Source organism: Aeromonas bestiarum (assembly GCF_028751155.1).
In the GTDB taxonomy this organism is placed as follows: domain Bacteria; phylum Pseudomonadota; class Gammaproteobacteria; order Enterobacterales; family Aeromonadaceae; genus Aeromonas; species Aeromonas bestiarum.
On sequence record NZ_CP064746.1, the window covers coordinates 795,001 to 817,095 of the forward strand.

Annotated in this window: 19 protein-coding genes, 2 rRNA genes and 1 riboswitch (1 of these 22 only partly in view); of the genes, 13 read left to right on the forward strand and 8 right to left on the reverse strand. The window is 60.4% G+C overall.

Annotated elements, in window-relative coordinates:
• The 6 genes from IU367_RS03900 to IU367_RS03925 all read left to right on the forward strand — a co-directional run.
• Positions 1-703 (forward strand): 23S ribosomal RNA (locus IU367_RS03900) (it extends 2,187 nt beyond the left edge of the window).
• A 126-nt stretch (positions 704-829) separates the two neighbouring features.
• Positions 830-944 (forward strand): 5S ribosomal RNA (gene rrf, locus IU367_RS03905).
• Between the two features lie 298 nt (positions 945-1,242).
• Complete coding sequence (locus tag IU367_RS03910; protein WP_043141731.1) at positions 1,243-1,692, forward strand: early set domain-containing protein; 450 nt, start codon at positions 1,243-1,245, stop codon at positions 1,690-1,692.
• Positions 1,693-1,902: 210 nt separating this feature from the next.
• Positions 1,903-4,050, forward strand: coding sequence for an adenosylcobalamin-dependent ribonucleoside-diphosphate reductase (locus tag IU367_RS03915; RefSeq protein ID WP_274453497.1), 2,148 nt, complete (start codon positions 1,903-1,905; stop codon positions 4,048-4,050).
• A 9-nt stretch (positions 4,051-4,059) separates the two neighbouring features.
• Positions 4,060-4,743, forward strand: coding sequence for a TSCPD domain-containing protein (locus IU367_RS03920; protein WP_274453498.1), 684 nt, complete (start codon positions 4,060-4,062; stop codon positions 4,741-4,743).
• Between the two features lie 211 nt (positions 4,744-4,954).
• Positions 4,955-6,325 carry a PhoH family protein gene (locus IU367_RS03925; protein ID WP_043556002.1) on the forward strand — a complete coding sequence of 457 codons (1,371 nt, stop codon included), beginning with the start codon at positions 4,955-4,957 and terminating at the stop codon, positions 6,323-6,325.
• 69 nt (positions 6,326-6,394) lie between these two features.
• On the opposite strand, the gene thiQ is transcribed toward IU367_RS03925, so the two are convergent.
• From thiQ to thiB, 3 genes are read right to left on the reverse strand one after another with little or no spacing between them, the layout of a single operon-like run.
• On the reverse strand, positions 6,395-7,102 hold the full coding sequence (thiQ, locus tag IU367_RS03930; protein WP_274453499.1) for a thiamine ABC transporter ATP-binding protein: 708 nt from the start codon (positions 7,100-7,102) through the stop codon (positions 6,395-6,397).
• Positions 7,089-8,711, reverse strand: coding sequence for a thiamine/thiamine pyrophosphate ABC transporter permease (thiP, locus tag IU367_RS03935; protein ID WP_274454342.1), 1,623 nt, complete (start codon positions 8,709-8,711; stop codon positions 7,089-7,091). The genes thiQ and thiP overlap by 14 nt, the downstream gene beginning before the upstream one ends.
• Positions 8,708-9,688, reverse strand: a complete 981-nt coding sequence (thiB, locus tag IU367_RS03940; protein ID WP_274453501.1) for a thiamine ABC transporter substrate binding subunit — start codon at positions 9,686-9,688, stop codon at positions 8,708-8,710. The genes thiP and thiB overlap by 4 nt, the downstream gene beginning before the upstream one ends.
• A gap of 54 nt (positions 9,689-9,742) precedes the next feature.
• A riboswitch (TPP riboswitch) is annotated at positions 9,743-9,833 on the reverse strand.
• A gap of 92 nt (positions 9,834-9,925) precedes the next feature.
• Between thiB and IU367_RS03945 the strand changes: the two genes are divergently transcribed.
• Complete coding sequence (locus IU367_RS03945) at positions 9,926-10,216, forward strand: PilZ domain-containing protein (RefSeq protein WP_274453502.1); 291 nt, start codon at positions 9,926-9,928, stop codon at positions 10,214-10,216.
• An 83-nt stretch (positions 10,217-10,299) separates the two neighbouring features.
• On the opposite strand, the gene IU367_RS03950 is transcribed toward IU367_RS03945, so the two are convergent.
• From IU367_RS03950 to leuA, 5 genes are all read right to left on the reverse strand, one after another.
• Positions 10,300-11,229, reverse strand: coding sequence for a transglutaminase-like domain-containing protein (locus IU367_RS03950; RefSeq protein ID WP_274453503.1), 930 nt, complete (start codon positions 11,227-11,229; stop codon positions 10,300-10,302).
• A 193-nt stretch (positions 11,230-11,422) separates the two neighbouring features.
• A complete protein-coding gene (gene leuD / locus IU367_RS03955) occupies positions 11,423-12,022 on the reverse strand; it encodes a 3-isopropylmalate dehydratase small subunit (protein WP_098980670.1) in 600 nt (199 codons plus the stop codon).
• 12 nt (positions 12,023-12,034) lie between these two features.
• Positions 12,035-13,432: a 3-isopropylmalate dehydratase large subunit gene (gene leuC, locus IU367_RS03960; protein ID WP_098980669.1), complete on the reverse strand. Its 1,398-nt coding sequence runs from the start codon at positions 13,430-13,432 to the stop codon at positions 12,035-12,037.
• A 33-nt stretch (positions 13,433-13,465) separates the two neighbouring features.
• On the reverse strand, positions 13,466-14,551 hold the full coding sequence (gene leuB / locus IU367_RS03965) for a 3-isopropylmalate dehydrogenase (RefSeq protein WP_274454343.1): 1,086 nt from the start codon (positions 14,549-14,551) through the stop codon (positions 13,466-13,468).
• 2 nt (positions 14,552-14,553) lie between these two features.
• Complete coding sequence (leuA, locus tag IU367_RS03970) at positions 14,554-16,128, reverse strand: 2-isopropylmalate synthase (RefSeq protein ID WP_241325508.1); 1,575 nt, start codon at positions 16,126-16,128, stop codon at positions 14,554-14,556.
• 407 nt (positions 16,129-16,535) lie between these two features.
• Here leuA and IU367_RS03975 point away from each other — a divergent pair, with 407 nt between their 5' ends.
• From IU367_RS03975 to ilvN, 6 genes are all read left to right on the forward strand, one after another.
• A complete protein-coding gene (locus IU367_RS03975) occupies positions 16,536-17,159 on the forward strand; it encodes a TetR/AcrR family transcriptional regulator (RefSeq protein WP_042865668.1) in 624 nt (207 codons plus the stop codon).
• 127 nt (positions 17,160-17,286) lie between these two features.
• The gene (locus IU367_RS03980) at positions 17,287-17,790 is read left to right on the forward strand and encodes a phosphatase PAP2 family protein (RefSeq protein WP_043125038.1); all 504 of its coding nucleotides are present in this window, start codon (positions 17,287-17,289) and stop codon (positions 17,788-17,790) included.
• Positions 17,787-18,896 (forward strand): MJ1255/VC2487 family glycosyltransferase, encoded by a 1,110-nt coding sequence (locus tag IU367_RS03985; protein WP_274453504.1) that lies wholly within the window; start codon positions 17,787-17,789, stop codon positions 18,894-18,896. The genes IU367_RS03980 and IU367_RS03985 overlap by 4 nt, the downstream gene beginning before the upstream one ends.
• A gap of 36 nt (positions 18,897-18,932) precedes the next feature.
• Positions 18,933-19,085: a hypothetical protein gene (locus IU367_RS03990; RefSeq protein ID WP_010673158.1), complete on the forward strand. Its 153-nt coding sequence runs from the start codon at positions 18,933-18,935 to the stop codon at positions 19,083-19,085.
• 389 nt (positions 19,086-19,474) lie between these two features.
• On the forward strand, positions 19,475-21,193 hold the full coding sequence (locus IU367_RS03995) for an acetolactate synthase 3 large subunit (RefSeq protein ID WP_043141768.1): 1,719 nt from the start codon (positions 19,475-19,477) through the stop codon (positions 21,191-21,193).
• A gap of 79 nt (positions 21,194-21,272) precedes the next feature.
• Positions 21,273-21,767 carry an acetolactate synthase small subunit gene (ilvN, locus tag IU367_RS04000; RefSeq protein WP_040097800.1) on the forward strand — a complete coding sequence of 165 codons (495 nt, stop codon included), beginning with the start codon at positions 21,273-21,275 and terminating at the stop codon, positions 21,765-21,767.
• Positions 21,768-22,095 lie beyond the last annotated feature (328 nt).

A 22,095-nucleotide genomic window follows, 5' to 3' on the forward strand; every position in this document is an offset into this window, starting at 1 on the left:
AGGTCCCTGAATCGGGATCGCGGACAGTGCCTGGTGGGTAGTTTGACTGGGGCGGTCTCCTCCCAAAGAGTAACGGAGGAGCACGAAGGTTGGCTAATCCTGGTCGGACATCAGGAGGTTAGTGCAATGGCATAAGCCAGCTTAACTGCGAGACGGACAGGTCGAGCAGGTACGAAAGTAGGTCATAGTGATCCGGTGGTTCTGAATGGAAGGGCCATCGCTCAACGGATAAAAGGTACTCCGGGGATAACAGGCTGATACCGCCCAAGAGTTCATATCGACGGCGGTGTTTGGCACCTCGATGTCGGCTCATCACATCCTGGGGCTGAAGTCGGTCCCAAGGGTATGGCTGTTCGCCATTTAAAGTGGTACGCGAGCTGGGTTCAGAACGTCGTGAGACAGTTCGGTCCCTATCTGCCGTGGGCGTTGGATGATTGAAGGGAGTTGCTCCTAGTACGAGAGGACCGGAGTGAACGAACCTCTGGTGTTCGGGTTGTCACGCCAGTGGCACTGCCCGGTAGCTAAGTTCGGAATCGATAACCGCTGAAAGCATCTAAGCGGGAAGCGAGCCCTGAGATGAGTCATCCCTGACCCCTTGAGGGTCCTAAAGGGCCGTTGGAGACCACAACGTTGATAGGTGGGGTGTGTAAGCGCGGCGACGTGTTGAGCTAACCCATACTAATTACCCGTGAGGCTTAACCATACAACACCCAAGAAGTGTTCTGGGCCTTGTAGCAAGTGCGAGACTACTTACAAATTCAGTGATAGCGACCAGGCAACAGCCAATGAGTCGTTACTCACGTCAGCTTTCCGAGATTGAAGTTATTTGCCTGGCGGCCATAGCGCCGTGGAACCACCTGATCCCATGCCGAACTCAGAAGTGAAACGCGGTAGCGCCGATGGTAGTGTGGCATTCGCCATGCGAGAGTAGGACACTGCCAGGCACCCAACATTGAAAGCCTGCTCATCTGAGCGGGCTTTTTTATTGCCTGATATTCAAGCGCCGGGTTGCAATAGCCAGGTGATGCTTTCCTTTTTGCCCCCTCAGCTGTTCATTTCTCCCCCGCATTGTTCCGGATGGCTGCGCCATCCAGCGTCATATATCCCCGTCCATGTCGCTTGTCTGAATATAAAAAGCACAGAATGTGATGCCTCTACCTTTCTTGTGATGCCCGCTCTGCTTTAATTCGTCTGCTCACGTTCGATGGGCCAAGGAATCACAATAATTTGAGGAATGGACACATGTTCAAAAGAACAGTAACGATGATGCTGGCGGCGGGAACCCTGGTATTAGGCGGTTGCGCATCTCATGGTGGTGCAGAACAGGCGGCAGACAACAGCGATTTCGGTGGCAAGTCCATCTACCTGCGTGGGGAGATGAACGACTGGATGGCAACCGATGCGAGCAAGGTGGTCAAGGTCGCTGACAAGCTCTACATGGCCAAAGGCACGCTCAAGAAAGAGTGGGCTCCCTACAAGTTCAAGTTTGCCGACTCCGGCTGGAGCTGTGGCACCAACTTCGGTTACAAGAGCCCGAGTGACGGTGTCGCCGTGCTGGGTGGGGAAGCCGTGCCGGTCAACCCCTGCTCCAAGTATGAAGACATGAAGTTCTCGCCGGATGCGGATGGGGTCTACGAGTTCTATCTGAACATGGCTGGCGAGACGCCGACCGTGTACGTCAAGAAACCCTGAGTGCTTCCTGATCGCTAAATCTTTCAGGAAATGAATCAGTTAAATGCCTCGGCCCAGAAACCTGCTGGCCGGGGCATTTTTTTAGGATAGAATCGGCGCCCTCATGGCAGTAGTTGTACTATATATTGTGTTATTTTTTATAAATGTAACTATTGGTTGTGTTTTTATCGCTGTCATGACGTTGATGCATTCACATAAGGTTGATTGAAAATGGCTAAATCCAACCCGGTGCAGGAGAGTGAACTCGGCTCCCGCCTCATCCCCCTGCAGGAAACGTCCCTCGAGATCTGGGACAGCAAGTATCGTCTCAAGAGCAAGGATGGGGCCCCTATAGATGGTTCCATCGACGAGACCTACCAGCGGGTTGCCCGCGCCCTGGCCGAGCAGGAGTTGGAGCCCGATGCCTGGTATGAGCCCTTCCTGTGGGCGCTGCGCAACGGCGCCATCCCGGCGGGGCGTATCACCTCCAACGCGGGTGCCTTCGAGCACAAGCCGGCGACCTCGACCATCAACTGCACCGTCTCCGGCACCATCGAAGATTCGATGGATGACATTCTCGGCAAGGTGCACGAGGCCGGCCTGACCCTGAAGGCGGGCTGCGGCATCGGTTATGATTTCTCGACCCTGCGCCCGCGCGGCGCCTTCGTCTCGGGTGCCGGTGCCTACACCTCGGGCCCGCTCTCCTTCATGGATATCTATGACAAGATGTGCTTCACAGTCTCGTCAGCCGGTGGTCGCCGTGGCGCCCAGATGGGCACCATGGATATCCGTCATCCCGATGTGATCGAATTCATCCAGGCCAAGCGCGAAGATGGCCGCTTGCGCCAGTTCAACCTCTCCCTGCTCATCACCGAAGATTTTGTCAAGGCGGTGAAGGAGGATGCCCCCTGGCAGCTGATCTTCCCCTACACGGCCAAAGAGGTGGAGCAGGATGGTATTGCGCTGGGCGATCCCGAAGTGGTGTTCTGGGCCGACTGGCCCAACAAGGAAGGTGTGGTCATCAACGCGCTGGGGCAGGTGGCCTGCAAGATCTACAAGACCCTGCCTGCCCGCAAGCTGTGGAACGTCATCATGAGCTCCACCTATGACTATGCGGAGCCCGGTTTCATCCTGATCGACAAGGTCAACCAGATGAACAACAACTGGTTCTGCGAAGAGATCCGCGCCACCAACCCCTGCGGTGAACAGCCCTTGCCCCCTTATGGCGCCTGTCTGCTGGGCTCAGTCAATCTGACCAAGTTTGTGCGGGAGCCCTTCACCGAGCGGGCTGCCTTCGACTGGCAGGCGTTTCGCAAGGTGGTGGCCATCTTCACCCGCATGCTGGACAACGTGGTGGAGATCAACCAGCTGCCTTTACCCAGGCAGCGCGAGGAGATCACAGCCAAGCGCCGTCACGGCATGGGCTTCCTCGGCCTCGGCTCGACCCTCACCATGCTGCAGATAAAATATGGTTCTGCGGCTTCCGTCGCCTTCACCGAGCAGGTATCCCAGGAGCTGGCCATGACCGGCTGGCAGGAGTCCCTGCGTCTGGCCAGGGAGAAGGGCTCGGCTCCCATCATGGAGCAGGAGTTCGAGGTGACCGGCAAGATGCTGCGACTGCGCCCCGAGATGGCGGCCGATGGCATCAAGCTGGGTGACAAGGTGAAGGGCAAGGTGCTGCATGCGCGCTACAGCCGCTACATGCAGCAGGTGGCCGAGGTGGATCCCGCTCTGGTGGCCGAACTGGCCGAGGTGGGTGGTCGCTTCACCCACCACAGCAGCATAGCGCCGACCGGCACCATCTCCCTGTCGCTGGCCAACAACGCCAGCAACGGTATCGAGCCGAGCTTTGCCCATCACTACAGCCGCAATGTCATCAAGCCGGGCAAGAAGAGCAAGGAGAGTGTGGATGTCTACTCGTTCGAGCTGCTCGCCTACCGCGAGCTGGTGAACCCGGCAGCGATGCCCTACACCGAAGATGACGCCAGCCGCCTGCCTGACTACTTCATCACGGCCGACGACATCAGTCCGGCCCAGCACGTGGACATTCAGGCCGCGGCCCAGCGCTGGATTGATTCCTCCATCTCCAAGACGGCCAACGTGCCGACCGATTTCCCGTTCGAGCAGTTCAAGGACATCTACATGTATGCCTCGGACTCGGGGCTCAAGGGCTGCACCACCTTCCGCTTCAACCCTGAGGCCTTCCAGGGCGTGCTGGTGAAGGAGAAGGATCTGGAGAACACTCAGTACGAGTTCACTCTGGAGGATGGCTCCGTCATCTCCGTCAAGGGGAACGAAGAGATCGAATACGATGGCGAGCTGCATACCGCCGCCAACCTTTATGACGCCTTGAAAGAAGGCTATTACGGTAAATTCTGAGAACAGATTATGGTCAAGAAGATCGACAAGAAAATCGTCGCCTACAAGGTGAAAACCCGGGATGAGCCGCAGGAAGATCTGGCCCCGCAGGATGACGTGGTGCACATGCACGAAACCGTGCTGCGCCCGGAGCGGCTGATGGGCACCACCTACAAGCTGAAGACGCCGGAGCATGTCTCCGAGCACTCGCTGTTCATCACCATCAACGACATCATTCTCAACGAGGGCACGGTTCACGAGACCCGCCGCCCGTTCGAGATCTTCATCAACTCCAAGAGTCTGGAACACTACCAGTGGATAGTGGCGCTGACCCGCATCATCTCTGCCGTGTTCCGCAAGGGGGGGGATGTCACCTTCCTGGTGGAGGAGCTGAGATCCGTGTTCGATCCCAAGGGCGGCTATTGGAACAAGGGAAAGTATGTTCCCTCCCTGATCGCCGAAATTGGCAACGTGATCGAGACCCATCTCACCGAGATCGGCATGATCACGCTGCCGGGGCTGGATGAGCATCAGCAGGCGTTTCTGGCCGAGAAACAGGCCGAACTGCAGGTCCGGCAGCAGGCAGAAGAACAGCAGGCCGGCAGTGGTTTCCCGGTCAGTGCGGCACTCTGCTACAAGTGCAATACCAAGGCGCTGGTGCAAAAGGATGGCTGCATGACCTGTCTCAACTGCGGTGACTCCAAGTGTGGCTGACAAGCCACCGAGCACTTGAACAAGACCGGCCACAGAGCCGGTCTTTTTTATTGCTGCTTTTCTGTTTGAACGATCCTGCCGCTCAAGCGATTTGTTGCGTGATGGTAAAATCGAGCGTAGCGTTGGGGGTAATAAAACTGTCACGCTCGTGTGGTTTCAATGACATCTGAGATTCACACACGTGGCACCTTCAGTGCCAAGGAGGATGCTTATGGACAATACGGACCGAAAGCTGTTTATCCTGGATACCAACGTTCTGCTTCACGAACCCCTCGCCATCTACTCCTTCAAAGAGCACGACGTGCTCATCCCCATGACGGTGCTGGAAGAGCTCGACAACATCAAGGATCGCCACAAGGATGTCAGCCGCGATGCGCGGGTGGCCATTCGTGCGCTGGAAGACGTGTTCCGCGATGCAACGCCGGAGCAGATCACCCAGGGCGTACCGCTGGCGGGTGAGGCGAGCGGCAATATCTGTATCTTCAGTGACCACCATCTGCCCCAGGATGCCGAGGTGTTCACCGACAAGGAGGCCGACAACCGCATCATCAACGCGGCCCTCTATCTGCAAAAGCATGAGATGAAACGCCAGGTGGTGCTGGTCACCAAGGACATCAACATGCGCCTCAAGGCCAAGGGGGCCGGGTTGGCGCACGTCGAAGATTACCGTAGCGACCAGCTGATCGACGATATCCGTCTGCTGGCCAAAGGCTTTCAGGTGGTGCCCGGCAGCTTCTGGGAGCGGGTCGGCGAGTGTGACAGCGAGACCCATGGCCGCGATACCGTCCATGTGATCGACTCGAACTTGCTGGAGGGGGTGCACGTCAACCAGTACCTGCTCGACGAGGAGAACTTCTTCGCCGCCAGGGTATTGAGCAACGATGGCCACAAGATCCGCATCAAGGATCTGGGCCGCGAGCGGTTGATGTCGCGCAAGGCCTGGGGTGTCCATCCCAAGAACGTCTATCAGGGCATGGCGCTGGATGCCCTGCTCGATCCGCACATCGATCTGGTGATCCTGACCGGCCCGGCCGGTTGTGGCAAGACCTTGCTGGCCATGGCCGCGGCGCTGGAACTGGTGATTGAGAAGGGGATTTACGAGAAAGTCATCGTCACCCGCAACACCCCGGAAATCGCCGAGAGCATAGGCTTCCTGCCCGGCACCGAAGAAGAGAAGATGATGCCCTGGCTGGCGGCGGTGACAGATACCCTGGAGGTGCTGCACAAGCAGGACGAGAACATGAGCGGCTCGCTGAGCTACATCATGGAGAAGGCCAACATCCAGTTCAAATCGGTCAACTTCATGCGCGGGCGCAGCATACAGAACACTTTCGTGCTGCTGGACGAGTGCCAGAACCTGACCGCGTCCCAGATCAAGACCATCATCACCCGTTGCGGCGAGGGCACCAAGATCGTCTGCTCCGGCAACCTGGCCCAGATCGACTCCAACTACCTGAGCCCGGTGACCTCGGGTCTGACCTACATAGTCGAGCGTTTCAAGGATTTCGACGGCAGTGCCAACATCTTCCTGAACGGGGTGGTGCGCAGCAAGCTCGCCTCCTTCGCCGAGGAAAATCTCTGATTTAACTGACTGTCTTCATATGAAAAAGGGGAAGCCAAGCGGCTTCCCCTTTTTTGATCCCGTCGCCGGTCATGACCCTTGCGTGTGCCCAAGGTAGCGCAGCAGGCCGGGGTGATCGCTGTTTTGCAGTATGTCGGGTTTGCCCTGCAGGGCGATGCGCCCTTCGTCGATGAAGAGCACCTGGTCGGCGATGAGCTGGGCATCCTCCGGGTTGTGAGAGACCATCAGCACTGTGATGCTTTGCTCGCAGGCGAGGCGGGCCACCTCTGCCAGCATCTCCCGGCGCAGAGCGGGATCGAGTGCCGAGAAAGGCTCATCCAGCAGTAACAAGGGCTTGCCACGCACCAGGGCACGCGCCAGCCCGACCCGCTGCTGCTGGCCGCCAGAGAGCTGCTCAGGCAGCCGCGCCAGCATGTCGCCAAGGCCGACCCGCTCTGCGGCCTGCTTCACCTGTGCCCGCTGAGCCGGGCTCAGACGCAGGCCCGGATGCAGGCCGATGGCGATGTTGTCGAACACCGACAGGTGCAGGAACAGGTTGTGATCCTGAAACAGGGTGGTCACCGGCCGCTCGGCAGGCCCCAGCGGCAGCAGATCTTCCCCATCGAAGCTGAGGGTGCCGGACTCTACCGGCACGAAACCGGCGATCATGCCGAGCAGGGTGGACTTGCCCGCCCCGCTTGGCCCTATCAGCGCAGTGATCTCTCCCTTGGGCAGGGTCGCGCTGAAGCTGACTCGCCAATCGGGGTAGCTGGTGACCAGCCCATCAATGTTCAGCATTTTTTCCTCCAAGCCCGCGTTCTACCAGCCAGAACAGGGAAAAACAGAGAATGAGCAGCAGCAGGGCGGTGGCGGCCGCCTCGGTCAGCCGGTAACTGCCGAGCTGCTGATAGAGCAGCCAGGGCAGGGTGGTGAGCTCCTGACTGCCGAACATGGCGATGGCACCGAGATCCCCGAGCGAGAGGATCATGGAGAGCGCCATCGCCAGTGCCAGCGGGCGGCGCAGCAGGGGCCACTCCACCAGCCGCAGGCGATGCAGCCCGCGCACCCCCAGGCTGTCGGCCAGTCTATCGTACTGGCGCACCACCAGTTGCATGGGAGCTGAGAGGGTGCGCAGCACATAGGGCAACGCCATCAGGGCGTTGACCAGTACCACCAGCCAGGGCCCCAGTGCGAACACATCGGTAAAGGGCATGAACATGATGAAGAGGCCTGTGCTCAGCACGACCGCCGGTATCATCAGGATCATGGAGCCGCTGGCCTCCCACATGGCGGCGGCCCGCCGCTGACGGGTGCGCACCTTGAGATGACGGCTGGTGAGCAGCAGACCGCTGCCGAGCAGGGTGGCAAGGGTTCCCGCCGCCAGCGCGATCAGCAGCGACTGGCCGCTGGCCTGCCACAGCTGCGCCGAGGCCAGCGCCGTCAGCAGGCCGGGATTGAAACCGGCCACCAGGATCGCCAGCTGCGGGGGCAGGAAGACGGCGAGCCCGGTGCAGAGCGCCACTGTATCTACCAGGCCTGTCCCCGGCTGATGGCGATCCGGTCGCAGACAGGGGCGATGGCTGCTGATCCGGCTGGCTGGCGTGGTCTGCAGCTTGTGCTGCAGCACGAGCAGGGCAGCGGTCAGGAGCAGCTGTACCAGCGCCAGGCCGCCGGCGGTGGCGAGGTCGAAGTCAAAGCGCAGCGCCTGATAGACGGCCACTTCCAGCGTGGTGGACCTGGGGCCACCACCGAGCGCCAGCACAGTGGTGAAGCTGGTGAAGCAGAGCATGAAGATGAGGCTGGCAAGCCCCGGTAAGATACCGCGAATGAGCGGCCACTCCAGCAGCCGGAAGATGTGGGAAGAGCGCATGCCCAGCTGACTGGCGAGACGCCAGCTCGATTCCGGTATGCTCTCTATGCTCTGCAGCATGAGGCGCGCCGCCAGCGGCATGTTGAAGAAGACGTGGGCCAGCAGTATGCCGAACAGGCCGTACAGGTAGTTGCCGGGATCCAGCCCCAAGCCGCGCAGCAACTGCGACAGCCAGCCCTGTTTGCCGTGCACCGCCACTATGCCGAAGATGGCGATGATGACCGGCAGCACCAGCGAGAGGCCAAACAGCTTGAGCAGCAGGCGTCGACCGATGAAGCGGCGCCGCGCCAGCGCTCTTGCCACCGGAATGGCGAGCCCCAGGCTCAGCAGGGTGGAGAGCAGCGCCTGCCCCAGGCTGAAGCCCAGCACATGGCGCAGATAGGGATCGGCCAGCAGGGTGCGGGGGGCCAGCGAACCGGCCTGCCACAGCAGGGCGACGAGCGGCCCCAGGGATAACAGCAGGATCAACAGGGTGGCTGCGCTACCCGGCAGCCACCAGAGGGGGCGAACCTGTGGTTTTACGAAGAGACGGCTCACTGGGTGACGGCTTGCAGCCACTCGCGGATCCAGTTTTTGCGATTGGCGGCCACCTCATCGCTGGTGAAACTCAGCGGCTTGCTGACTGTGATCATCTGCTCGAAGCCCTTGGGCAGCGGCGCATCTGTTACCGGATACATCCAGTTGCCGGCAGGGATCTCCTGCTGGAAGGCGGGGCTTATCATGAACTGCAGAAACTGGTCGGCCAGCTTGCCCTGTTTGGCGCTTTTCAGCTTGGCAGCCACTTCCACCTGACGGTAGTGACCCTCCTCGAAGGCGGCGGCCTGATACTGGGGCTTGTTCTCGGCGATCAGGTGATAGGCGGGGGAGCTGGTGTAGGAGAGCACCATGTCCGCTTCCCCATCGAGGAACATGCCATAGGCTTCGGACCAGCCCTTGGTGACAGTGACCGTCTTCTTGGCAAGCTCAGCCCAGGCTGCCGGCGCCTCATTCCCGTAGACCGACTTCATCCACAGCATCAGCCCCTGACCCGGCGTAGAGGTGCGCGGATCCTGATAGATCACCTTGAGATCCGGGCGTTCTACCAGCTCTTTCAGGCTCTTGGGGGGCGCTTTGAGTTTGTCCTTGTTGTAGACGAAGGCGAAGTAGCCGTAGTCATAGGGGACGAAGGTGTCATCCTGCCAGCCGCCCGGCACCTTGATGCCATCCAGCCTGGTGGTGTGCGGGGCGAACAGGCCGCTCTGCTTGGCTTCGCTGATGAGGGCATCATCCAGCCCCAGCACCAGATCGGCCTTGCTGTGTTTGCCTTCCAGCCGCAGCCGGTTGAGGATGGCGACGCCATCTTCCAGCGCCACGAGATTGAGGTTGCAACCGCACTCTTTCTCGAACGCCTGCTTGATCTTGGGACCGGGTCCCCATTCGGCGGTGAAGGAGCTGTAGGTATAGACGGTGAGGGTGTCGGCCGCGAAGGCCTGGGTACTGAGCAGGCCGGTGGCAACCAGCAGCAGGGTTTTCATCAAGTGGCACTCCCTGTTAATGATGAGGTGCCAGCGGATGAGGGCGCAAAAAATGAGCGCCATGCCTCAAATTCCTCCGCCAGCATTATCTGGATCAGGTACACGGGTATAATCTCAGCGGTAAACCGCACCCCGTTTGAGAAACGAACCGCATTGTATTAACGTTCTTGGGGGGAGGCCAGCACAATTGTTCCTGTGGGCCACCGAGATGGCGTCAGCACAACAGAGGATGTTCGCGTGATCACCAGTACCAAGGAAAGACGCGCCTTCCAGCGCATGATAATCAACGCCCCCGTCACCGTCGTCCAGCAACAGCAGGTGCTGGAGGGGATCTGTCGGGATCTCAGCGCCAATGGCATGGGGATCGCCGTCGCCGAGCATCGGCTCGATGTGAGCCAGCCCATCCGGGTTAGCCTGGCCACCAACAACAACCTGCTGCCGCCGTTCGAGGCCCAGGCCCGCATCATTCGGGTGTTGGAAGGGGAAGAGGGCCTGCTGCTGGCCATCGAGTTTCAATCCCAGGTCTGAACCAACAACAGAACCCACCATCTACCACAAGCCAGCAGTTCGCTGGCTTGTGTCATTTTGGGTTTTGGTATTTGGCCCGAGTGTCACTGCCTGGCCTGCACCTGCTGAACACTCAACTGCTTGCTATCAACCAGCGTCTGGCTGGTCGATGCGATCCGGCCCATGGCAAACTGACCCGGGCCGGTCGGCTCCATCAGCAGGTAGGTTTCGCCCTCCCAGCTCAGGGTCGCCTCACCCGGCTTGGCCGGCAGTGCTACCCCCAGCAGGGCATGCCCCGGCACGAACACCATGGCCTGTTTCAGCTCGGGAAAGAGCTGGGCCAGCATGGCTGCCATCAGGGTTACCTTGCTGTCGCAATCCCCCCGGTTCTGCTCCAGCACCTGACGCGGGCTGAGGAAGCCCTTGCCCGAGCGCCCCGACTGGCTGTCGAGCAGCTGATAGGGGATGGCCTGGATGAAGCCGAGCATATGGGCCACCGTCTTCTGGCGGGCCTCCGTCTCTGTGGTGCCCGCCTGTTTGAGCTGATCGGCCAGCGGGGCCAGCTCGGTCCGGCTCTCCAGTGCGATGCGCACATGGTCCTGCTTGATGGCGGCGACGCCGTCGGGGGCGGTGAAGGGCTGGAAGTAATGCTGCTTGAGCCACTCGGATTCCAGCTTGTCACGTTGTTGGGTGAGCCAGGCCAGTGCCTTGTTGACCTGGTCGGGCTGGCGCCCCTTGATCTTGAGCTCCATGTCGGGACGGGAGAGGGCGATCTGCACGGCGGGGAATTCGGTGGCGGCCTGTTGCAGCAGGCTCTGCAACACCTCCTCCTGCATTCGCGCGGGTCTATAGGCGATAAGCGGCGGCAACTTGCCCGACTCCAGCCGGTAGGTGAGCTGCTGCGCCTTGCCATCCTTGTTCTGCCAGCCGACGTTGAGCTGACCGCCGTGGCTGTTGAAATAGGTCTGCCCGGCGCTGGCCGGGAGCGCGAACCACAGGCAGTAGAGCAGGAGGATGTTGCTCGTTCTCTTCATCAAGGTTTCCTCTCTGTGGCGCCGTGATGGCCAGCCATGCGTGGTGGGCGGCGTGGCCGGACAATAAAACAGGGAGCCAAGGCTCCCTGTTGATTCTACTCGTTTTATTGCCGCTGGCGCGTCAAATCCAGCTCGGTTCTCTTGCACAGTCTCGAAGACGCCGAGGGCGGCCTTGCGCTTGTGAGGGGGCCGCTCAGATCCAGCTCGGTTGTTTGGCCTCGAAGGCGCTGATGGCCGCCTCGTGCTGCAGGGTCAGGCCGATGGCGTCCAGCCCGTTGAGCAGGCAGTAGCGGCGAAACTCGTCGATCTCGAACCCGAAGCTGAGCTCACCGGCTCGCACCTGGTTGGCCTCCAGATCCACCTCGATCAGCAGGCCTGGGTGGGCGGCGACCAGCTGGAACAGCGCCTCAACCTCTTCCTCTTTCAGACGCACCGGCACCAGACCGTTGTTGATGGCATTGCCATAGAATATGTCGGCGAAGCTCGGGGCGATAATGGTCTTGAAGCCGTAATCCGCCAGCGCCCAGGGGGCGTGCTCGCGGCTCGAGCCGCAGCCGAAGTTTTCCCGGGCCAGCAAGATACTGGCACCGGCATAGCGCGGCTGGTTGAGCACGAACGCCGGGTTGGGCTGCAGGCCGGCATCATCCAGGAAGCGCCAGTCGTTAAACAGGTGCTTGCCAAAGCCGATGCGGTTCACCTTCTGCAAAAACTGCTTGGGAATGATGGCATCGGTGTCGACGTTGGCGCTGTCGAGGGGGATGACGATCCCCTTGTGTTGCTTGAAACCTGTCATGTTAACTCCCTCTTACAGTGCGCGTATGTCGGCGAAATGACCTGTGATGGCGGCGGCGGCGGCCATGGCCGGGCTCACCAGATGGGTGCGGCCGGCACGGCCCTGGCGGCCTTCGAAGTTGCGGTTGCTGGTGGAGGCGCAGCGCTCCCCCGGTTGCAGCCGGTCGTTGTTCATGGCCAGACACATGGAGCAACCCGGCAGACGCCACTCGAAGCCCGCCTCGAGGAAGATCTTGTCCAGTCCCTCGGCCTCGGCCTGGGCCTTGACCTGCTCTGAGCCCGGCACTACCAGCGCCTGTACCCCGGTGGCCACTTTCCGACCACGGGCGATGGCGGCGGCGGCGCGTAAGTCCTCGATGCGGCTGTTGGTGCAGGAACCGATGAACACCTTGTCGATGGCGACATCGGTGAGCTTCTGGCCCGGCTGCAAGTCCATGTAGGCCAGCGCCTTGCGGGCGGACTGCTGCTCCATCGGATCGGCGAAGGATTCCGGTGCAGGGATAGGCTCATTGACGGCGATCACCTGCCCAGGGTTGGTGCCCCAGGTCACCTGTGGCGCTATGTCGGCGGCGTCGAGCACCACGTCGGCGTCGAAGCGGGCGCCTTCGTCGCTCTTGAGGCTCTGCCAGTAGGCGATGGCCTGTTCCAGTGACTCGCCCTTGGGGGCGAACTCCTTGCCACGGATGTAGTCGATGGTGATCTGGTCGGGGGCTATCATGCCCGCCTTGGCTCCCAGCTCTATGGCCATGTTACACACCGTCATGCGCCCTTCCATGGAGAGGCCCGCAATGGCCTCGCCAGCGAACTCCACCACGTAACCGGTACCACCGGCGTGGCCGACCTTGCCTATGATGGCCAGCACCACGTCCTTGGCGCTGATGCCATCGCTCAGTTTGCCGTTGACCGAGATGCGCATTGTCTTGGCGCGGCCCTGTTTCAGGGTCTGGGTCGCCATCACGTGCTCCACTTCCGAGGTGCCGATGCCGAAGGCCAGCGAGCCGAAGGCGCCGTGAGTAGCGGTGTGGGAGTCGCCGCAGACTATGGTGGTGCCGGGCAAGGTGATGCCGAGCTCGGGGCCCATCACGTGGACTATGCCTTGGTATTTGTGGTTCAGATCGTAGAGACGAACCCCGAACTCCTTGCAGTTGTCGGCGAGCGTCTCCATCTGGATGCGGGCCATCTCGCCGGAGGCGGCTATGTCCTTGGTGGTGGTGGAGACGTTGTGATCCATGGTGGCCCAGGTCAGATCCGGGCGACGCAGCGGGCGCTTCATGGCGCGCAGGCCGTCGAATGCCTGCGGGCTGGTCACTTCGTGCACCAGGTGACGATCGATGTAGATGAGGGGCGTTTCGCCTGCCACTTCACGCACCACATGGGCGTCAAATACTTTCTGATAGAGGGTCTTGGCCATTGCTTCTCTCTTCCTTGTTATCTGTTGTGCGGCTCAGATCCGGGCGGCGATCTGGCTGCCCATCTCGGACGTGCTCTGCACCGGGTGCTGTGCACTCGCCTGATGCAGATCGGCGGTAAAGTAACCCTCTGCCAGGGTCTGGGCCACGGCCTGCTCTATGGCCTGGGCGGCGGCTTCCTGGCCCAGGCTGTAGCGCAGCATCAGGGCGGCGGAGAGGATCTGGGCTATGGGGTTGGCAATGCCTTTGCCTGCGATGTCCGGCGCCGAGCCACCGGCCGGCTCGAACAGGCCGAAGCCCGCTTCGTTGAGACTGGCGGAGGGGAGCAGCCCCATGGAGCCGGTGATCATGGCGCACTCGTCGGAGAGGATGTCGCCGAACAGGTTGGAGCAGAGCAGCACGTCGAACTGGGACGGATCCTTGATGAGCTGCATGGTGGCGTTGTCTATGTACATGTGGTTGAGGGCCACGTCCGGGTAGGACTTGGCGACTTGCGTCACCACCTCGCGCCACAGGATGGAGGAGGCGAGCACGTTGGCCTTGTCGATGGAGGTGACTTTGCTACGGCGTACCCGGGCCGATTCGAATGCAATCTTGGCGATGCGCTCTATCTCGAAGCGATGATAGACCTCGGTATCGAACGCTTTCTCGTTCGCCCCTTCCCCTTCACGCCCCTTGGGCTGGCCGAAGTAGATGCCGCCGGTCAGCTCGCGCACGCAGGCGATGTCGAAGCCGCGATCCGAGATGTCGGCGCGCAGCGGGGAGAATTGCTCCAGACCTGTGTAGATGCGGGCCGGACGCAGGTTGCAGAACAGCTTGAAGTGGGCACGCAGGGGCAGCAGGGCGCCGCGTTCCGGCTGATCGTTCGGTGGCAGGTGCTCCCACTTGGGGCCGCCCACCGAGCCGAACAGCACGGCATCGGCCGCCTCGCAGCCTTTGATCGTGCTTTGCGGCAGCGGGGTGCCGTGGTTGTCGATGGCGATGCCGCCGACGTCGTGGCGATCATAGTCGAGGGCGAAGCCGAATCTGGCCTGCACTTTTTCCAGCACCTTGACGGCCTCGGCCATCACTTCCGGGCCTATGCCGTCACCCGGCAATACTGCGATCCGATAACTGCTCATACTCACACACTCTCCGTATTGATCTTGTCTGTTTTTGTGACGTTGCGTTCCATCTGTTCGGCCACCTGATCGGCGCGCCAGATGCTGTTGATCACATGGATCAACGCCTGGGCCGAGGACTCTATGATGTCGGTGGCCAGGCCCATGCCGTGGAATTTGCGGCCCTTGTATTCGGCGACTATATCGACCTGGCCGAGGGCGTTCTTGCCTTCGCCCTTGCCCTTGAGTTCGTATTTGTCGATGCGGATCTCGTAGCCTGTGATGCGATTGATGCACTGGTAGACCGCATCCACAGGGCCGTTGCCGGTGGCCGCTTCGCTGATTGTTTCCTGGCCCACCTTCAATTTCACCGAGGCGGTGGCCATCACAGAGCTGCCGCTCTGGACCCCGAGATACTCCAGCTTGAAGTGCTCGGGTTCTTCGTGGATCTGGCTGAAGAAGGCCAGCGCTTCGAGGTCATAGTCGAACACCTGCCCCTTCTTGTCGGCCAGGGTGAGGAACTTGCCGTAGAGGTCGTCGAGATCGTAACTGCTCTCGGCGTAGCCCATGGACTCCATTCTGTGCTTGATGACGTGGCGGCCGGAGCGGGAGGTCATGTTGAGGTTGTTCTGGGTCAGGCCGATGCTCTCGGGGGTGATGATTTCATAGGTGTTTTTCGCCTTGAGCACGCCGTCCTGATGAATGCCGGAGCTGTGGGAGAAGGCGTTGGCGCCGACGATGGCCTTGTTGGGCTGCACCGGCATGTTGCAGAGCTGGCTGACCAGGGCGCTGGTACGATGAATTTCACTGTGGCGGATGTTGGTGTGCACCCCGAGCAGATCGGCGCGGGTTTTCAGTATCATGGCCACCTCTTCCAGCGAGCAGTTGCCGGCTCGCTCGCCGATGCCGTTGATGGTGCACTCGATCTGGCGGGCCCCCATCTGCACGGCGCCGATGGAGTTGGCCACCGAGAGGCCGAGATCGTCGTGGCAGTGCACCGAGATGATGGCCTGATCTATGTTGGGTACCCGGTTGAACAGGGTCTGGATGATGCCGGAGAACTCGGTCGGTACCGTGTAGCCCACGGTGTCCGGAATATTGATGGTGCGGGCACCCGCCTTGATGGCGGCCTCGACCATGCGGCAGAGATTATCAATCGGGGTGCGCCCCGCATCCTCGCAGGAGAACTCCACATCGTCTGTGTAGCGGCGGGCATGCTTGATGGCGCTGATGCCCATCTCCAGCACATCCTCGAAGCTCTTCTTGAGTTTGCTCTCCACATGGATGGAGGAGGTGGAGATGAAGGTGTGGATGCGAAAGGCCTCTGCGACCCGCAGAGCTTCGCCGGCGGCGTCTATATCTTTGGGCAGGGCACGGGCCAGGGCGCAGACCCGACTGTTCTTGATGTGGCGCGCTATGGTCTGCACCGATTGAAAATCACCGGGGGAGGAGACCGGGAATCCCACCTCCATGATGTCGACACCGAGCCGCTCCAGCGCCTGGGCTATCTGCAGCTTCTCCTTGACTGTCAAACTGGCCGCCAGGGCCTGCTCACCATCACGCAAGGTGGTGTCGAATATGATGACCCTATCTGACATGTGACTTCCCTCTTCCTAAGTTCGGTGACGTGCATCCTGCGGTGGCATAAAAAAACCCGTGCAGGGTGCACGGGTTTTTGTAAATTCCGGCTATGCCTGAGCCCGGCTACAAGGATCCCGCGCGACTGGTCGCGATTAGGGAGAGTAGTAGTAGCGGAGCGGCAATAGGCATGATGAGTCAATCCTTCCAGTCGATAACGCTTTTACCAATATCGAGATTTTTATGCTGTGTCAACCCGAACTCACAGGTTCAATCCGCTGGTTTATTTAATCGGATTGTAAAGGAGTGCAAATTTACTTGTCCCATATTCGGCCCTTGCCCGATTATCTGGTCATTCCTGCTGTACTCGATCACCTGCGCAATCAGATCGACTTATCAGTTTTTGCTGAATTATCTGAGGTATTCAATGGAAAAACGTAGACCTGGTCGTCCGGTCGGGCGTTCTGACATTCGTGACAAGTTGCTTTCCGCTGCTCGTGAGCGTTTTCTCAATACGCCCTACAGCAAGGTCACTACCCGCGAGATCGCCGAGCTGGCTGGCTCCAATCTGGCGATGATCCATTACTACTTCGGCAGTAAAGAGGGCCTCTACAAGGCGGTGCTGGGCGATGTCGCCGAGCCGCTGGACCAGGCCTGGCATGATGAGACCGGCAATCGCAGCCTCAATGATCTGCTCAACACCTACTATCAGGTGATGGCCCCCAACAGCGAACTGACCTCCGCCATCTCCAGCGCATTATCGACCGAGAAGAGCCCGGGTCGGGATTTTGTGCTGAATCGTCTGCTGGAGCGCCAACTGCCCCAGTTCGATGCCTTGCTGGAGTCCATGAAGAACAACGGTGAACTGGGTGACAACCTGGATCCCGAGATGCTGAAGATCTCCTTCCTCAGCATGATGTGGCAACCATTCGTGATGAAGGATCTCTACGAGCAGGTGTTTGGCCTGACCGTGGATGAGCACTTCATGGCCCGTCTGGCGGATCACAACTGCCGGCTGATGGAGAGTGGTCTGCGCGGCACCCTGAACTGATCATTTGCCGCGCTTGTCGTAAAAAAGGGCCATTCGGCCCTTTTTTTCATCAATCTGTTATCTGACCGTCAACCAAGTGTCACCTCGCCGCCCTAGTCTGCACTGAGACTTCAGGGAAGGAGGGGTTATGAACAAGATCCAGCAATGGGACCTGCAGGTGTGCCGCATCTGCCTGCTCCACGCCTACAACCGGCCGCAGGCCAGGATCAGCCGACTCATCTCCCGCACCGGTGACGGCCCGCTCTACGCCGTGCTGGCTGCCCTGCTCTGGTGGCAGGGGGAGGCGGAGCGTGAGCTGGTGGGGGTGGCCCTGCTTGCCTTTGCCATCGAACTGCCGCTCTATCTGCTGCTCAAGAACGCGCTGAAACGCCAGCGTCCGGCAGGCCTGCCGGTCTTCATCACCCCTTCCGATCGTTATAGCTTGCCCTCCGGCCATACCGCAGCCGCCTTCCTGATGGCGACCGTGCTGGCCGCCAGCTTCCCGCTCTGGGCGCCCCTGCTGTTTGCCTGGGCCGCGCTGGTGGGGGCGTCACGCCTGCTGCTCGGGGTGCACTACCTGAGCGATCTGGTGGCCGGTGCCCTGCTCGGTGGTGGCTGCGCCCTGCTGGCGCTCAGCTGGAGTCAGGGATGAGGATACTGTTCGGGGTGCAGGGCACAGGCAACGGTCACATCAGCCGCAGTCGCACCCTAGCACGGGCGCTGCGCGCCCGTGGGCTTGAGGTCGACTACCTGTTCAGCGGTCGCCCCGCCGACGGCTATTTCGAGATGGCCGAGTTTGGCGATTATCGCACCTTTGCCGGCATCACCTTCGTCAGCCACGAGGGTGCCATCTCGGGCTGGCGTACCCTCAAGGGGCTCTCGCCCCTGCGCTTCTGGCGGGACATGCGGGCCCTGGATTGCCGCGATTACGATCTGGTGATCAGCGATTTTGAGCCACTCAGTGCCCATGCCGCCCGTCGCTGGAGCAAGCCCAGCCTCACCATCAGCCATCAGGCCAGCTTCGACTGGCCGATCCCGCGCTGGGGCGAGAGCGGCTTCAACCGCCAGCTGATGCGCCACTTCGCCCCGGTCCGCCAGTCCCTCGGACTGCACTGGTTTCACTTCGGTCAGCCGCTGCTGCCGCCCATCATAGATCCCATCGCCCAGGCCCACGACAATCAGCAGATCCTGGTCTATCTGCCGTTTGAGCAGACCGAGGCTATCGCGGCCCTGTTGTCGCGCTTCAATCAGCAGCGCTTCGTCTGCTTTCACCCGGCCATTCGCAGTGCCAGCCAGTGGCGCAACATAGCGTTCGAGCCGCAGGCGCGGGAAAGCTTCAAGCAGGTGCTGGCCGGCTGTCGCGGCGTCATCACCAACGGAGGTTTCGAACTGGCCTCGGAGGCGCTGACGCTCGGCAAGAAGCTGCTGGTCAAGCCGCTGGGAGGACAGTTCGAGCAGCTGACCAACGCCAAGACGCTGGAGTTGATGGGGCTGGCCCGGCTGATGGATGCGCTCGATGCCAATGCGGTGCGGGCCTGGCTGGATGCCTCGGCCCCGGGCCAGATCCTCTATCCCGATGTGGCGGGCGAACTTGCCGGCTGGTTGGCGGACGGGGCAAAGGAGAGCGTGGCCGAGCTCTCGCGCCGGCTGTGGGCTCGCACCCTGTTTCCGGAAGAGGTGTGTGATCGCTTGAGCGAGCTGGAAGGCGGATGCCCGTTGAGCAGCAGTTGGTTATCGCAAGTGAGCGCCTTTGACTAGACTGAAAGTGATCCCACCAAGGAGAGGACGGACACCATGCGCTTTACCAATGAAAACGGCGACACCATGACCCTGGCAGACAACCTGACCCTGCACGAATTGCTGGACATGGGGGTCAGCATCTCTGTCTGCGAAGAGACGGACCCGGATCAGCAGATCTGGCTGGCAGAGCCGGAAGACGAACAGTAAGTCTGTGCTCTGCTCGACGGCCCGCCCCAAGGGGTGGGCTATTTTTTTCCAGATTGCCTCGTTGTGACAGCATGATCAGCTAGCCAGTCCCCCATCTTCCCCGCATTGTTCCCACCCGTTTCACCAAGTCACTGAATGTTAATAGCTGTTTGAAATTTATGACTGTTATGGTCAGACAAAGCCGTGGACAAGCGTTCACAAGCGGGTTAAGTTGGTTTTTCACCCGCTTTGCGGGTGAATGATGGAAAAAACCTATTTTTCTACTATCGACGGCACCGAACTCGCCTGGCCCGTATTCAGACAACAACAAAACACGGACCGGCGCTGCCGGGAAGCAGCGGACTGTCGATAGCTTTCGCTTAACGGAGCAAAGCCTGGAGGGCTTTATCATGGAGATGTTATCAGGCGCCCAGATGGTGGTTAGAGCGCTGGAAGATCAGGGAGTTGAGCACGTTTTCGGCTACCCTGGTGGCTCAGTGCTCGACATCTATGACGCTCTCTTTGAAAACGGCAAGATGGAGCATGTCCTGGTGCGGCACGAGCAAGCCGCGGTGCACATGGCGGACGGTTACGCCCGCTCCACCGGCAAGGTGGGCACAGTGCTGGTGACCTCGGGTCCCGGCGCCACCAACTGCATCACGGGGATCGCGACCGCCTACATGGACTCCATCCCCCTGGTGATCCTGTCCGGCCAGGTGCCGACCAGCATGATCGGGGAGGATGCGTTCCAGGAGACCGATATGATCGGCATCTCCCGTCCTGTGGTGAAGCACAGCTTCCTGTGCAAGAAGGCGAGCGAGATCCCCGAGGCCATCAAGAAGGCCTATTACATAGCCGCCAGTGGCCGCCCGGGGCCCGTGGTGGTGGATCTGCCCAAAGACGTGCAGAACCCGAAAGAGAAATTTCCCTACCAGTATCCCGAGACCGTCTCGCTGCGCTCCTACAATCCGACCAAGGCCGGACACAAGGGCCAGATCAAGCGGGCCGCCAAGTTGCTGGTGGAGGCGCAGCGCCCCGTCATGTACGTGGGCGGCGGCGCCATCAATGCCAATGCGGATCATCTGGTGACCAAGCTGGCGGAGCTCTTGAACCTGCCGGTGACCACCACCCTGATGGGGCTGGGGGCCTTCTCCGGCACTCATCCGCAATTCATCGGCATGCTGGGGATGCACGGCACCTTCGAAGCGAACAAGACAATGCACAACGCGGATCTCATCTTCGCCGTGGGTGCCCGCTTCGATGACCGCGTGACCAACAACGTGGCCAAGTTCTGTCCCAACGCCACCATAGTTCACATCGATATCGATCCTACCTCCATCTCCAAGACGGTGCAGGCCCATGTGCCCATCGTCGGCTCGGTGGAAACCGTGCTGGAGCAGATGCTGGAAGTGATCCGCGAGTGTGGCTTCGACAACGACAAGCAGGCGCTGGCGGACTGGTGGAGCCAGATCGCCCAGTGGCGCTCCCGCAACTGTCTGGCCTATGAAACCCATCCCACCCTGATCAAGCCGCAGCAGGTCATAGAGGCGCTTTACAAGGTGACCAAAGGGGAGGCCTTCGTCGCCTCCGACGTGGGTCAGCACCAGATGTTTGCCGCGCTCTACTATCCGTTCGCCAAGCCGCGCCAGTGGATCAACTCCGGTGGCCTCGGCACCATGGGCTTCGGCATTCCGGCCGCCATGGGCGCCCAGTTTGCCAACCCGGATGCCGTGGTCTGCTGCGTCACCGGTGACGGCTCGGTGCAGATGAACATCCAGGAACTCTCCACCTGTTTGCAGTACGGTGTGCCCATCAAGATCATCTCCATCAACAACCGCGCCCTCGGCATGGTCAAGCAGTGGCAGAAGATGTTCTACGGCGGCCGTCACAGCCACTCCTACATGGAATCCCTGCCGGACTTCGTCAAGCTGGCGGAGGCCTATGGCCACGTCGGCATCGCGGTGAGCGATCCGGCGGAGCTCGAGAGCGCCATGGAGAGGGCCTTCGCCATGAAGGATCGGCTGGTGTTCATGGATATCTCGGTCGATCCGGATGAGCATGTCTACCCGATGCAGATCAAGTTTGGCGCCATGGACGAGATGTGGCTGAGCAAGACGGAGAGGACCTGACGATGGAACATATTATTTCGGTCGTACTGGTGGATCACGCCGTCGATGAGATGTGGCTGAGCAAGGCGGGGGAAATCTGATGAGACATATCATTTCAGTACTGCTGGAAAACGAGTCCGGCGCCCTGAGTCGCGTGGTAGGTCTCTTCTCCCAGCGCGGCTACAACATCGAGACCCTGACGGTGGCGCCGACCGAGGATCCCACCCTGTCGCGCATGACCATAGTGACCATGGGTGACGAGCGGGTGCTGGAGCAGATCCAGAAGCAGTTGCACAAGCTGGTGGACGTGCTCAAGGTGTGCGATCTCAGCGAGGGTGAGCATATCGAGCGGGAGATAGCGCTGATCAAGGCGCGTGCCGCCGGTGGCGCTCGCGACGAGCTGAAACGGCTGGCGGACATCTTCCGTGGCCAGATCGTCGATGTGACCCCGGAGCAGTACACGGTGCAGCTGGTGGGCACCAGCGAGAAGCTGGACGCCTTCATCAAGACAGCCGCCCAGACCAACGAGATCATCGAGGTGGTGCGCTCGGGGGTCTGTGGTATCTCCCGGGCTGACAAGGCACTGCGCCCCTGATTGTTTCGCCGATGAGGCTGTTATTCCAAAAGGGCTCTGCGGAGCCCTTTTTCATGGGCGCAAGGTGAGCAAGGGGGAAGTGCGAGTCTGTCATTTTCTTTCAAATGATCAGTAAACTATCCACAAAAGCTGTGGAAAACTCTGTAGATTAGCGGTGTGTCTAGCGTTAGTGAGCTGATCTTAAAGGGGTATTTGGATCTGATCTCTGCTGGGGTGCAATTGTGCAATCCACTCTGGCGGGTGTGAGTGTTTGCTTATCCTCTCTCCCTTGCCAGGCAGGCGATGGCGATGAGGATTGGGATCCGGTCAGGATCCTGATTTGATCTTG